This window comes from Streptomyces sp. NPDC100445 (genome assembly GCF_044759735.1).
Taxonomy (GTDB): domain Bacteria; phylum Actinomycetota; class Actinomycetes; order Streptomycetales; family Streptomycetaceae; genus Streptomyces.
The window spans coordinates 105,793-119,184 of the sequence record NZ_JBIVZV010000011.1; the positions used below are offsets into that span (position 1 = coordinate 105,793).

The 13,392-nt window shown below is 74.1% G+C and carries 10 protein-coding genes and 1 pseudogene; 4 read left to right on the forward strand and 7 right to left on the reverse strand.

Translation table 11 applies throughout. The features are described from left to right. Positions 1-74: 74 nt before the first annotated feature. Positions 75-261 (reverse strand): annotated as a pseudogene (locus tag ACIQVT_RS24960) (hypothetical protein); the annotation flags it as partial. Positions 262-524: 263 nt separating this feature from the next. On the opposite strand from ACIQVT_RS24960, the gene ACIQVT_RS24965 reads away from it, so the two are divergent. Continuing rightward, on the forward strand, positions 525-1,550 hold the full coding sequence (locus ACIQVT_RS24965) for a Gfo/Idh/MocA family protein (RefSeq protein ID WP_403758074.1): 1,026 nt from the start codon (positions 525-527) through the stop codon (positions 1,548-1,550). A 120-nt stretch (positions 1,551-1,670) separates the two neighbouring features. Here ACIQVT_RS24965 and ACIQVT_RS24970 read toward each other — a convergent pair whose 3' ends face one another. After that, a complete protein-coding gene (locus tag ACIQVT_RS24970; protein WP_403758077.1) occupies positions 1,671-2,084 on the reverse strand; it encodes an SsgA family sporulation/cell division regulator in 414 nt (137 codons plus the stop codon). Between the two features lie 338 nt (positions 2,085-2,422). Here ACIQVT_RS24970 and ACIQVT_RS24975 point away from each other — a divergent pair, with 338 nt between their 5' ends. Then, positions 2,423-3,853, forward strand: coding sequence for a PP2C family protein-serine/threonine phosphatase (locus ACIQVT_RS24975; protein ID WP_403758080.1), 1,431 nt, complete (start codon positions 2,423-2,425; stop codon positions 3,851-3,853). Between the two features lie 24 nt (positions 3,854-3,877). Here the strand turns inward: ACIQVT_RS24975 and ACIQVT_RS24980 are convergent, their stop codons facing one another. Beyond that, positions 3,878-5,374, reverse strand: a complete 1,497-nt coding sequence (locus ACIQVT_RS24980) for a hypothetical protein (protein ID WP_403758086.1) — start codon at positions 5,372-5,374, stop codon at positions 3,878-3,880. A gap of 329 nt (positions 5,375-5,703) precedes the next feature. On the opposite strand from ACIQVT_RS24980, the gene ACIQVT_RS24985 reads away from it, so the two are divergent. Beyond that, positions 5,704-6,849 carry an aminoglycoside phosphotransferase family protein gene (locus ACIQVT_RS24985; RefSeq protein ID WP_403758091.1) on the forward strand — a complete coding sequence of 382 codons (1,146 nt, stop codon included), beginning with the start codon at positions 5,704-5,706 and terminating at the stop codon, positions 6,847-6,849. A gap of 260 nt (positions 6,850-7,109) precedes the next feature. Then, complete coding sequence (locus ACIQVT_RS24990; RefSeq protein WP_403758094.1) at positions 7,110-9,080, forward strand: N-acetylmuramoyl-L-alanine amidase; 1,971 nt, start codon at positions 7,110-7,112, stop codon at positions 9,078-9,080. A 15-nt stretch (positions 9,081-9,095) separates the two neighbouring features. On the opposite strand, the gene ACIQVT_RS24995 is transcribed toward ACIQVT_RS24990, so the two are convergent. The 4 genes from ACIQVT_RS24995 to ACIQVT_RS25010 all read right to left on the reverse strand — a co-directional run bounded on the left by ACIQVT_RS24995 (position 9,096) and on the right by ACIQVT_RS25010 (position 13,353). After that, entirely contained in the window at positions 9,096-9,593 is a 498-nt protein-coding gene (locus ACIQVT_RS24995) for a hypothetical protein (protein ID WP_356819675.1), read from the reverse strand. Between the two features lie 75 nt (positions 9,594-9,668). Beyond that, a complete protein-coding gene (locus ACIQVT_RS25000; protein ID WP_403758099.1) occupies positions 9,669-11,099 on the reverse strand; it encodes a 3-hydroxybutyrate oligomer hydrolase family protein in 1,431 nt (476 codons plus the stop codon). Positions 11,100-11,253: 154 nt separating this feature from the next. Beyond that, entirely contained in the window at positions 11,254-12,525 is a 1,272-nt protein-coding gene (locus ACIQVT_RS25005; protein WP_403758102.1) for an alpha/beta hydrolase family esterase, read from the reverse strand. A gap of 582 nt (positions 12,526-13,107) precedes the next feature. Further along, complete coding sequence (locus ACIQVT_RS25010; RefSeq protein WP_403758105.1) at positions 13,108-13,353, reverse strand: DUF397 domain-containing protein; 246 nt, start codon at positions 13,351-13,353, stop codon at positions 13,108-13,110. Between the last annotated feature and the right edge of the window lie 39 nt (positions 13,354-13,392).

Here is a 13,392-nt window from a genome sequence, read left to right on the forward strand (position 1 = left end):
GGCGGTCGTGGCGGGAGACCCCGGGGGCTGCCGGCCATGGATCAAGCGCCCGCCAGTCGGCTGCTGACAGTGAAGGTGAGACCGCCCAGCCAGGCGGCGACGGCCAGCAGGTGGAGGACGTCGACCGGCATGGCGATGCCCGGCTGGAGGCCGGTGGAGGCGTGCTCGGCCGTCGCGCAGCTGGTCGCCAGGCCCCGCCGCGACGATGCCGCCGCCCACCGCGAGCCCGAAGATCAGGTCACGCTTCTCCCGCAGTTCCTGACCCTCCGGTGGCCGCCGCCGCCGCTCGGGCGGACGCCGGGACCACCGGCCGAGCCCGGCGGTCCCGGCGTCCGCGAGGGCGTCGTGGACGAGGTCCGCCTCGTCCCCGGCGGCGCGCCGGTCACGGGGACGGCATCGTCGGTGTGCCGGGGTACCGGCCGCGTGGGATCCGGCCGCCACCGGGGACAGCGGCGCCCTCGGAGGCGCCTCCCACGTCGGCGTACGCTACGGCGTGATCATCGACCGTCGGGAGGAGCGTGCACGTGGGTGACCTGCTGGGGGTGGCGGTACTGGGTGCCGGACACATGGGGGCCGATCACATAAGGCGTCTCGACCGGGTGGTCAACGGAGCCAGGGTGGCGGCCGTGGCCGATCCCGACCTCGCCCGGGCCGGAGAGGCGGCGGCCGGCCTCACCGGCGTGACCGTGCACGCGGATCCGCTCGCCGCGCTCGACGCGCCGGGCGTACGGGCGGTCCTCATCGCCTCCCCCGGGCCGGCGCACGAGGAGGCGCTGCTCGGCGCCTTCGCCCGCGGGCTGCCGGTGCTGTGCGAGAAACCCATGGTGCCGGACTCCACCGGTGCGCTGCGGGTCGTGGAGGCCGAGGCCCGGCTGGGCCGCCGGCTCGCGCAGATCGGCTTCATGCGCCGTTACGACAGGGAGTACCTGCGGCTGAAGGCGCTGCTGGACGGCGGCCGCCTGGGCCGGCCCCTGATGCTGCACTGCACCCACCGCAACGTCTCCTCCCCGGCCGGCTTCACCAGCGCGATGCTGATCAACAGCTCCGTCTCGCACGAGATCGACGCGGCCCGCTGGCTGCTCGGACAGGAGCTGACGGCCGTCACCGTGCTGCGGCCCACGCCGTCCACGGGCGCGCCCTCGGGGCTGCTGGACCCGCAGTTCGTGCTCTTCGAGACAGAGCGGGGCGCCCTGGTGGACGTCGAGGTCTTCGTGAACTGCGGCTTCGGTTACCAGGTGCGCTGCGAGGCCGTGTGCGAGGCGGGCAGCGCCCGGATCGGCGACGAGCACAGCATGGTGGTCACCGCCGTGGACGGCGCCCGTGAGGAAGTGGCCCAGGACTACCTCGTCCGGTTCGCCGACGCCTACGACCGCGAGGTGCAGGCCTGGATCGACGCGACCCGGCGCGGGGAGGTCACCGGGCCGGACGCCTGGGACGGTTACGCGGCCTCCGTCGTCGCCGAGGCGGGCGTCCGGGCACTGGAGACCGGCGGGAGGGTGGCCGTCGAGCTCGCCCCGCGCCCGGCCCTGTACGCCGGCGCCGGCAGCTGAGCCGGCCGTCGGCGCCCGTCCAGGGGTGCCGACGCCGGGCGCGCCCCCGGAGCGGCAGCGCGCCGTGACGAGGTGGGGTACGGCCGGTCCGGAGCGCCCCCGCGGCACCCCGCCACCGGCTCACACCCCGCCGAACAACGCGCTCAGCCCCCGCTCCACCACGCCGGCCAGGTCCTCCTGTCCGCCGGGGACCACCGCGTAGGTGCGCAGCAGGAAGCGGCGCAGTGCCGAGGCCTGGAACTGGAGCAGCGCCATGCCGTGCGGCGAGTGGAACTCCACGACGGTCCGGGTGCGGCCGTACGGCCAGATCTGCACGTCCCCGTGGCCGGCCGGGGCCCGCAGCCCCTGGTCGAGCAGGGAGCGGGCGAAGGTCCAGGTGACCTCCTCGCCGTTCAGCGCCGCCTCGGCCGGGAAGTCCACGAAGACGGCGAGGGGGTCGTCCGGGGAGTAGCGGAGCGTGGCCGACACCGGCACCTCCCGGTCCTCGGCGGTGATGAGCCGGGCGTGGGCGAACTGTTCGACGATGATGTCCATGCCATTAAGGAGTCGGCCGGGGCCTGTCGCATGGCGCCAAATCCGGTCAGAGTTGGGTGGGTACAGGCCCCGGCGTGACTAAGGAGAACAGAGAAGCGTCGAACACGTACGTCAGCGGGGTTTCTCGCGGGCCGTCTGCTTCGATCCGCGTACGCCGCCTACGACTTGACCGGCGCTGCGGGTACGCCGTTCGTCGGCCCGGAATGCCCCGGGAAGACTCTGACATATGCCGGAAGCACCACCGTATCGTGTGTCGCCGAATCCCTTACAGGGCGTCGCGGGCTGTGTCACAGTCGTATCGGTCCCCCGCCGTACCGTCCCCGTCATCGGAGTGCGTCATGCCGTCCCCAGTCTCCGCGGACCGCCCGGCCGCCCAGCCACCCGGGCCCGGCTCGGTCGAGGCGCTGATCCGGCAGACGCGACGACTCAAGGGCGACGTGGACGCCGTACGCCGGGACACCCGGAGCGACGGGACACACCCGGAGGAGCGCTGGCAGCGCGCCCTGTACGACCTCGCGCTCCACCAGCTGGACGACCTGGGCACCCATCTGGCCCAGCTGCGGGACGGCCCGGGCCCCGCACCGGCCGGGCCCGCCGAGGCGCCGGCCCCGCGGCCGACGCCGACCACCGCCTCGCGCGGCTCCCTGCTCAGCCGCGTCGGCAGCGCCGAGTGGAACCTGCTGACGGACGAGGCGAACTGGTCCGGGGAGCTGTACCGGATCCTCGGCCTCGACCCGGCCCGTCCCGCGCCCACCCTGGACGAACTGCCCGCCCTGGTGCTGGAGGAGGACCGGCCGAAACTCACCGCGATGGTGACGGACTGCCTGGTCGACGCCAGGCCGATCGACGGCGAGTTCCGCGTCGTACGCCCCGACACCACCGTGCGGACCGTGCACATGATGGGCGAACCCGTCCTCGGCTCCGACGGCGGCACCGTATCGATGTGGGCCGTGCTGCGGGACGTCAGCGAACTGCGCCGCGAGCAGCGGACGGTGCGCGAGACCCGTGACTCGCTGCACCGCCACCGCCGACGCGAGCAGACCGAACACCGGATCGCGGCCGAACTCCAGGAGGCCGTGCTGCCGCCCTGGCGCGGCTCCCTGCGGTTGCCGCACCGGGGACCGCAGACCCTCGATCTCGCCGCACACCGGCTGCCGGCCGCGGCCGGCACACCGATCGGCGCGGACTGGTACGACGCGCTGGAACTGTCCGACGGCCGGACGCTGCTCGGCGTCGGCGGCCTGGTCGGACACGGCGTGGCCGTCACCTCGGGCATGGCGATGCTGCTCGGTGCGGTCCGGGGTCTGGCCATGGCCGGTACCGAGCCGGGTCAACTCCTCACCCTGCTGGGCCGGTTAATCGACACCGCCGTGCAACCCGCCCTCGGCAGCGCCGTCTGTTGCCGCTACCGGCCCGAGACGCGCACCCTGACCTGGGCCCGGGCCGGCCACCCCGCCCCGCTGCTGTACCGCGACGGGACGGGGAGCACGCTGGACGGACCGGACGGCGGCCTCCTCGGCGCCTCCCCGAGCGCCGGGTACGAGCAGTCCACCGTGACCCTGTGTCCGGGCGACCTCCTCCTGCTGCACACCGGCACACTGCTGCCGGGCCACAGCGGGACGGCGGCCACGGAGCCCCTGCTCGCCCTCGCCCCGCGCTTCGCCGCCGCGCGCACCGCGCGGGACTGTGTGCGCACGGTCGTCGAGGAGTTCGGCGGCACGGGTCGCGAGGACGACGCCTGTGTCCTCGTCGCCAAGGTCGTCGGCTGACCGGCCGGCCCGCGGCCGGGCGCTTCAGGCGGGTGCGGCGTCGCCGTCCGACCTGGCCCTCGGCTTGGGCAGCGCCAGCCTGATCTCCTCCCGCAGTTCCTGGATCCTCGGGTACTCGGCGTACTGCGCGGTGAGCCGGTACATCTCCCGCAGCCGGTCCCAGGTGCGCCGTGAGGAGTTCGAGCCCATCGACATCAGGGCCAGCCGGGCGTAACGGTCGGCCTGTTCGGGGTCGTCGCCGATGAAACAGGCCGACGCCATCGACAGGTGGTCGAAGATCTTCGACCGCTCGCGTCCGTCGACGCGCAGGGCGAGGGCCTTCTCCGCGTAGTACCGGGCGTGCGTGGCCGCTGCCGGGTCGAACTCCGCCAGCGTGCGGTAGGCGAGCGCCTGCATGCCGTACAGGTCCTCGTCCTTGAAGGTCTGCATCCACTCCGGCTGCTCCGCGTCCTGCCGCTCGGAGACGAAGAGGTCCTCCGCCCGCCCAAGGGTGCGGCGCATCGCCTGGCCCTTGCCCATCGACGCCTGCGCCCAGGCCTCGATGGTGTGGAACATGGCCTTCGTGCGCGGCTGGAGACGGTCGCCCGCGCCGGACTGGGCGAGCTTCATGAGGTCCATCGCGTCGTCCGGCCGGCCCAGGTGCACCATCTGCCGGGCCGCCCGCGACAGCGCCTCACCGGCGCGCGGCCGGTCCCCGCCCTCCCGGGCGGCGTGGGCGGCGATGACGAAGTACTTCTGCGCCGTGGGTTCCAGGCCGACGTCGTGCGACATCCAGCCCGCGAGGACGGCGAGGTTGGCGGCGACGCCCCACAGGCGCCGCTGGAGGTGCGGAGGATGACGGTAGGCGAGCATGCCGCCCACCTCGTTGAGCTGTCCCACCACCGCCTTGCGCTGGAGCCCGCCGCCGCGGGCCGCGTCCCAGGCGCGGAACACCCCCACCGAGTGCTCCAGCGCCTCGATCTCCTGCCACCCGATGGGGGCGGCCTCGTAGCGGTCGAATCCGGCGGGGTCGGCGTGCAGGGGGTCGTCGAGGACAGGGGCGTCGGCCCGCAGGGCCGGATCGGTGTGCAGCCAGTCGTGCATGGCGCTGCTGAGTGTGGATCCCGCGGCGAGCGCGGCACCCGCGCCCACCAAGCCGCGTCGGTTGAGCATGAGGTCCATTCCCGTGAATTCGGTGAGGACCGCGGCGGTCCGCTCGGGCGGCCACGGCACACCGTCGGGATGTTCCTCGTTCCCGTCGCCCTGCCGTCTTCCCGCACGCCCGTGCCGGACCAGACCGAGGTCCTCCATGGTCACGACACGGCCGAGACGCTCGGTGAACAGGGCCGCCAGCACCCGCGGCACCGGATCGCGCGGGATCTCCCCCACGTCGATCCACCGCCGCACCCGGGAGGTGTCGGTCGCCAGCTGGGGGTGGCCCATGGCCGCCGCCTGCCGGTTGACCAGCCTCGCGAGTTCGCCCTTCGACCAGCCGGCCAGGCCGAACAGGTCCGCAAGGCGGGTGTTGGGTTGTCCGCTCACGTCAAGCCCCCAGGTTCTCGGCTGAGTTGACAGTAGCCCCGTGCAGGTTGCCGGGCGACTATTCGCCAGGGTTCGCCAGGGTCCGCCAGATGGTGTGCCAGTGGGCGCCGGGTGTCAGGTAGGAAAGCGCCACCCCGACCGGTCGCCACCCCCATATGGCGGCCCCATTGCGCCATATGACGGGCCCACTCCCCAGGGTGTGCCCGGACGGCCGGGCGGGTGGGCGCACGCTCTCCGACCCACGCTCTCGGGTACGGCTCAGGAGCACGGGTCCGGAACACGGACCCACTGGCAGGCACCGCAGGCACACGAAGGGATCTGTATCTCCCATGTACGCAGCGTCGTCCTCCGTGTCCGCACCGCCCCGGCCGCTGCGCACCCGCCCGGCGGGCGGCGGACCCTACCTCGACCCGACGGCCCGTCCGGGCGTCCCCGTGCTGGGCGCGGGCCGGCCACGGCGGGTCCCGGGGCAGCCCGGGGCGCAACCGCTCAGCGGAAGGCTCGACCTGTCCGGCCCCCAGGGCACGCAGTTGCGCGCCGCGATCGCCGCGGTGCACCGGATCTGCCCGGAGTTCGCCCCGGTGCAGATCCTGCGGCGCAGCGGACGGTCCGTCCTCCTCGTGGGGACGACGGGGCGCAGCACGGCCGTCGCCAAGTGCCTGCTGGACCACTCGCCGGCGTGGGCGGAGCGGAGCCGTCAGGAAATAGCCGCATACCGCTCGTTCGTCCGGCACCGGCCGCCGGTCCGGGTGCCGAGGCTGATCGCGGCGGACCCGGACAACTGCACCCTGGTGATCGAGCGCATGCCGGGCCGGACGGCGGCGTTCCAGCGGCACCCCGTGGAGGCTCCGCCCCGTGCGGACATCCGGGCGGCGCTCGGCGCGATCTGCCGGGTCAACGCCTGGCGGCCCCCGGCCGGCACCTTCGACATGCCGTTGGACTACGCGGCCCGGATCTCCCGCTACCACGAACTGGGCCTGCTCACCGACCGTGATCTCGGTGACCTCCAGAAACTGCTGCACGGCATCGCGCACGAGGTGGGCCGGCACGGGATGCTCCAGTTCTGCCACGGCGACGCCCTGCTGTCCAACGTCCTGCTCTCCCCCGCCGGCCCGGTGCTGGTGGACTGGGAGCACGCGGGCTGGTACCTGCCGGGGTACGACCTGGCGACGTTGTGGCTCGTCCTCGGGGACGCGCCGGTGGCCCGGCGGCAGATCGCGCAGATCGCCCAGTCGGCGGGGCCGGCCTCCCGGGACGCCTTCCTGGTGAACCTGATGCTCCTGCTGACCCGGGAGATCCGGACCTACGAGACGGCCGTGCAGCGTTCGATGCAGGACCCGGCGCCGGTGGCACCGGGCGCGGCCCACCCCGGTGCCATGACGTCCGGCGAGGAGCAGCGGCTGTTGCTCAGGCGGCTGCACGACGACTGTCAGATGGCCCGGAAGGCCGTCCGGGCGGCCGTCGGCACCCGCTGACCCGGGCGGAGGCCCGCGGCGCGCCCCGGAACGGCGGCGCGCCGCGGACGTCCGCATGTCCGGGCGTGGCCACCGCTGGTCTACGCCACTGACGCGCCGCAGGCCCGGGCACCACCATCGCGAAACTCGCCGTAAACCCTCCGTGACGTGGGAAATCCCCGTCGGACGGGCATCATTGACGGATCGTCGGCCAGCCGGTACCACTGTCCCAGCTCGGCGCCGCACGCCCCGCCACGCCCCGCCCGTCCCAGGAGGCCGCATTGCGAGGATCCGCCACCGACCCCACGTCCACACCCGGTCACAGACATCTGCGCCGGACCGCCGTCCCGCTCGCCTCCGCCGCCCTGCTGCTGCCCCTGCTCGGCATGGCCCCCGCCGACCGCGCCACGGACTCCTCGGCGAACCGGCTCCAGCACGCGTTCGCCGCAGCGGCGGCCGACTACCACGTGCCGCAGAGCGTCCTGCTGGCCGTCTCCTACCTCCAGTCCCGCTGGGACGGGCACGGCGGTGCGCCGAGTGTGACCGGCGGCTACGGCCCTATGCACCTCACCGACGCCCGGGCCGCGATCGCCGCCTCGGAACACTTCGCCGAGGGGGCGGAGGACCCGCGGGGCGACGCGGCACGGGCCGCGCTGCACCCGGCCGCGGGGAAGCCGGCCGCCACCGCGGTCCCGGCCCGGCTGCGGACCCTGCCGAGGGCGGCGGAGCTGACCGGTGTCCCCGCGGGCGAGCTGCGCACCGACCCCGCGGCGAACGTGGCGGGCGGCGCCGCCCTGCTCGCGGCCGCGCAGAAGGAGCTGGGCCGGCCGGCCGACGCCGATCCGGCCCACTGGTACGGCGCGGTGGCCCGGTTCTCGGGCGCCGACGACGAGGCCACCGCGGCGGCGTACGCCGACGACGTGTACGACGTGCTGCGCACGGGCGAGGAGCGCACCACCGACGACGGCCAGCGCGTGGTCCTGGCCGCGCAGCCCCGGCTTGCGCCGGACAGGGCCGCGCTGCGGCGGGCCGGCCTGCGCACGCTGCCCACGGACGGCACCGAGTGCCCGAGGTCGGTGTCGTGCGAGTCGGTCCCGGCGCCGTACGCCGAGTTCGGGGACGGCGACTACGGCAATCACGACCTGGGCGACCGCCCGGCCTCACAGAGCATCAAGTACATCGTCATCCATGACACGGAGGGTGCCTGGGACGGGGTCATGAACCTGATCCAGGACCCGACCTATGTGTCCTGGAACTACACGATCCGCTCGACCGACGGTCTGATCGCCCAGCACGTGAAGGCGAAGGACGTCGCCTGGCACGCGGGGAACTGGTACATCAACGAGAAGTCGATCGGCATCGAGCACGAGGGCTTCCTCGCCAGCCCGGACGCCTGGTACACGGAGGCGATGTACCGCGCCTCGGCCCGGCTGGTCAGGTACCTGTCCAGGACGTACGACATCCCGCTGGACCGGCAGCACATCCTGGGACACGACAACGTGCCCGGGCCGACCGCCTCCGGCATCCCGGGCATGCACACCGACCCCGGCCCCTACTGGGACTGGCGGCACTACTTCCAGCTGCTGGGCCACCCGTTCCGGCGCACGGCCGGCCGGCACTCCCCCGTCGTGACGATCCTGCCGGACTACGACGCCAACCGGCCCACGTACACCGGCTGCACCACCCGGGGCGAGCCCTGCACGGCGCACGGCTCCGGCGAGGTGCGGCTCTACACCGACCACGACGTCACCGCCCCGCTGGTCAGGGACATCGGCCTGAAGACGGACCCGACCACCGGGGTCAACGACCTGTCCTCGCGGGTCTCCACCGGCCAGCAGTACGCGGTGGCCGACCGCTGGGGCGACTGGACGGCCATCTGGTACCTGGGGCAGAAGGCATGGTTCCGCAACCCGCGCGAGGAACCGGCGGCGGTCCCGGCGAGGGGCGTCGTGGTGACGCCGCGGGACGGCCTGGCGAGCGTCCCGGTGTACGGGCGCGCCTATCCGGAGAAGGAGGCCTATCCGGCGGACGTCCCGGCCCAGTCGGTGGTCCCGCTGCCGTACACGATCCCGGCCGGTCAGGCCTACGTGGCCGGTGACGAGGTGCCGGGCGAGTACTACTACGCGGTCACCTTCACCACCGACTCGCACCGGGTCGTCGTGGGCAAGGACCTGTACTACGAGATCCAGTACGGCCACCGGGTGGCGTTCGTCCGTGCCGCGGACGTGACGCTCGCCGGTGCCGACCGCTAGCCACGGCCAACGGTCTCAGCCCTGCTGGAAAAGCTCCGCCGGGAGCGGCTTCAGCAGGGCGTACAGGTCGTCGGTGATGGGGCGGTCCCAGGCGGCGATGGTGACGAGGACGCCGTCGCTGCGGTCGAACTGGACGCAGGAGACCCGGCTCTCGGAGAGCTTCAGACGGCGCACGATGAGCAGGTTGTCGCCCTGGAGGACCGGAGTGTCCTCGGTCTCGACGACGGTGACCTCCTCGTCGTTCTCCAGCGCCAGCAGCAGCTGCCCCACCTCGAAGGGGATCTCGCCCTCGGCGACGTCGCGGGCCGGGGAGCCCTCCGGCAGATTGCCGATGATCATCGCGGGGCCGCGGCCGCCGAACAGGTCGTAGCGCAGGAACACGCCCTGGCAGGTGCCGTCGGGGGCGGGCAGCAGGCCCGCGCCGAGGTTGCCCGGCCAGTCGCCCGGGTCCATGGCCAGCACGTCGAAGTCGGGTCCGGCAGGGGTGGCGCTGCGGCGGCGGAGGAACGACATGCGGCCATGGTACGTGTCCGTGCCCCGCCGGGTGACCCGTGGGCCGCCGGGCGGCGCACCGGCGGCCCACGGGTGTCAGGCGAGCGGACAGCCGGTGAGCAGGGCCGCCGGGTCCGCGCCGGCCGGGTGTGCCACCGTGTGGTCCGCGGGCGGTGTCCCGGCACCGGCGAGCCAGCGTTCCAGGGCGGTGAACGCGGCGCGGTGGCAGGGCACCATCGGGCGGACTCTGCCGGGGAAGGCGTCGGCGAGGGAGTCGGTGTGGGTGCCGTCCTCGATGCGGTAGTAGCGCAGCAGGGCGCCCCGGCCGGCCCGGTGGACCATGCGGGCGTAGACGTCGGAGTCCTCGCTGATCGGCAGCAGCACGTCGAGGGTGCCCTGAAGGGTGATCAGGGGCTTGCCGATGCGTCCGGTGAGGGCGATGCGGGCGACCGCCCGGTGGACGGCGGCGGGGCGGGACGGGTAGGCGTAGTCGGCGTCGCAGGCGGGGGTGCCGGAGGCGCAGAACGGGGTGCCGGCCTCGGTGGCGCCGTCGTAGCCGGGGTCGACCTCCTCGCGGTAGATCCGCTGGGTGAGGTCCCAGTAGACCTGGTGGTGGTACGGCCACAGGAACTCGGAGCCGGACGGGAAGCCCGCCCGGTGCAGCGCCCTCGCCGCCCCGGCGGCTCCGGGGCCGCCCGCGGCGTAGACGGGGTACCGGCGCAGCGCGGTGGGCAGGGAGGTGAGCGGGTTGGGCCCGTCGGCACGCCAGAGGGTGCCCTCCCAGTCGACTCCGCCGTCGTACAGCCCGGGGTGGTTCTCCAGTTGCCAGCGCACCAGGTAGCCGCCGTTGGACAGGCCGGTGGCGAGGGTGCGGGCCGGGGGCCGGCGGTAGCGCTGGGTGACGACGGCGCGGGCGGCACGGGTGAGCTGGGTGAAGCGGGTGTTCCATTCGGCGATGGCGTCGCCGGGGCGGTGGCCGTCGCGGTAGAACGCGGTGCCGGTGTTGCCCTTGTCGGTGGCGGCGTAGGCGTAGCCGCGGGCGAGCACCCAGTCGGCGATGGCCCGGTCGTTGGCGTACTGCTCGCGGTTGCCGGGCGTTCCGGTGACCACCAGGCCGCCGTTCCAGTGGTCGGGCAGCCGGATGACGAACTGGGAGTCGTGGTGCCAGCCGTGGTTCGTGTTGGTGGTGGAGGTGTCCGGGAAGTAGCCGTCGATCTGGATGCCGGGCACGCCGGAGGGGGTGGGCAGGCCGGCGGGGGTGAGGCCGGCGTAGTCGGCCGGGTCGGTGTGACCGGAGGACACGGTGCCGGCGGTGGTCAGTTCGTCCAGGCAGTCGGCCTGCTGGCGGGCGGCGCCGGGCACGTGCAGCCGGGCGAGGCCGGCGCACGGGCCGCCCGGTGCGCCGGGGTGAGCGGGCGCGGCCGTGGCGGGGGTGACGAGGAGCGAGCAGACGGCGGCGAGCGCCGACGCGCCCAGCGCGGTGCGCCGGGCGGGCCGGGCCGGTGGTGGCGTGGGGTGGCGCAACATGCGGTTCCTCCGGCGCGTTGGAGAAAGCGGATTGGGGACGCGCTGGAGGCTAGGGGTGGTGTGGTGTTCCCCGACATGTGTGGGGCCGCCATGATGACGGCCCGTAGGGGGTCGTCGGCCACCATGGCGGCCTGTCGGGGCGCCTGACCGCGGATCAGGGGCAGCCGGTGTCGGCGAGGGTGAAGTAGCCGGGGGGCGACTCCTTCAGGGTGTGGGTGACGAACGTGTTGTACAGGCCCATGTTCTGGTGGGACCCGTAGGCGTAGGTGGTGCCGCCGCTGGTGGTGGCCCGTCCGGCCTGTACCTGGGCGTAGTTGCTCGCCGTCCAGCAGGCGGCCGGGTCATCGCCACCGGGGTCCGGACCACCCGGGTCGGAGGTGTCCAGGCCGAAGAACCGGGCGATCCAGCGGCTGGAGCAGATCGAGGCCAGGAAGTACGGCGCACCGGTGCTGCCGCACTGTTCGCCGCCGGTGCCCGGGTCGACCGGGGTGCCGTGGCCGATGCCCGGCACGCGGTCGACCTCGACGGCGACCGTGCCGTCCGGGGCGAGGTACTGGTCCTGCCGGGTGGCGTCCGGTCCGATCGTCGTGGTGCGCGTGGGCGTCTGGGACAGCCCGTGCAGGGCCGTCCACTGGTCGCGCAGCTCGGTGGCATTGCGCGGTACGACGGTGGTGTCCTGGTCGCCGTACCAGATGGCGGTGCGCGGCCACGGCCCGGTGTACGACGGGTAGGCGTCACGCACCCGCTGGGCCCAGTCGGCCGGGCCGAGGTCGACGCCGGGGTTCATGCAGGTGTACGGGCTGTTGTCCCGGGTGCAGTCGTAGGGCAGGCCCGCGACGACCGCGCCGGCGGAGAAGACGTCGGGGTATGAGGCGAGCATGACCGCGGTCATGGCGCCTCCCGCGGACAGGCCGGTGACGTAGACCCGCCCCGGGTCGGCGCCGTAGGCGGTGACCGCCCGGTCGGCCATCTGTCGGACGGAGGCGGCCTCGCCCTGGCCGCGACGGTTGTCGGTCGACTGGAACCAGTTGAAGCAGCGGTTCGGGTTGTTGGCGGTGCCGGTCTCCGCGAGCACCAGCAGGAAGCCGTCGCGGTCGGCCAGCCGGGGCAGCCCGGAGTTGTCGGCGTAGGTCTGGGCGTTCTGCGTGCAGCCGTGCAGGGCCACGACGACCGGTGGGTGGGCGGGGAGGGCGGCGGGCCGGTAGACGTACATGGTGAGGGCGCCCGGGTTGGTGCCGAAGTCGCTCACCCTGGTGAGCGTGACGGCGGCGCGGGCTTGGGGCGCGGGGCCGGCGAGCGCGGTGCCGAGGACCATGGCGAGCACCGCGAACAGCCGGGACAGCAGGCGGTGCGGTGGGCGGGCACGTGGTGGTGTCGGGGGTGCCTCGCCGAACGGGGACAAGGGCGTGGGCCTGGGCGTGGGCATGGGCGGCTCCTCGGGTGGACACACGTGTCCCGGCCGGCTCCGCGCGGGACGGGCTCCGGAGCGCCGGGTGTTGCGGAACCTTAGGTTCGGGTGTGTCCGGCCACCATGGCGTCGGGCACCACAACCATCGGGCCGTCAGTCGGCACCGTACGGATTGCGAAGCGCCGCCCGGCCTGCTAGGCGGGGCGGCCACCGCACGGCTGGGCGCGGCGCAGCGCGGCAGGGCACGGCCGCGTCGTTGGGGCAGGTGCGTACGAGTCCGCTCCAGCCGGACGGCGAGCGCGCGCACCCGGGGGCTTCGCCCGGCGGCCCGGCCCGGCGCGGTGGGACGACCACCGGGCGGGCGGTCCCCACGTGCGCGGGGCAGCGCGGCGCGCCACGGCGCAGGGTGGCTGAACGCGGCGCGTCGTCGGGCAGGTCCGTGCGAGTCGACCCCGGTCGGACGCCGAGCGCGCGCACCCGGGCGGCCCGCCCGGCAGCCCGGCCCGGTGGGACGGCCGGCGGGCGGGCTCGCGTCGTCCGGGTCCGGGGGGCCGAGCGGCGCTCGGTCGGGCCGGTGACCGGTGCGGTGCCGCGCTGCGGTCAGGTGAGGTCGAACTCCCCTTCCCGCGCGCCGCAGACGAAGGCGCCCCATTCCGCGGGGGTGAAGATCAGGGAGGGGCTCTCCGGCCGGCCGCTGTTGCGCATCGCGATGAAGCCCTCGACGAAGGCGATCTGCACATCGCCCCTGCCCTGGCTGCTGGACCGCCACTCGGCCCCGCTGAGGTCCAGCTCCGGCTTGTCCCAGCCCGCCGGCCGCTGCTGCTGCTGGGTGATGGTCTCGGCCACGTACCTGCTCCTCCCGGTTCGTCGTCCGCGGTCAGCCTA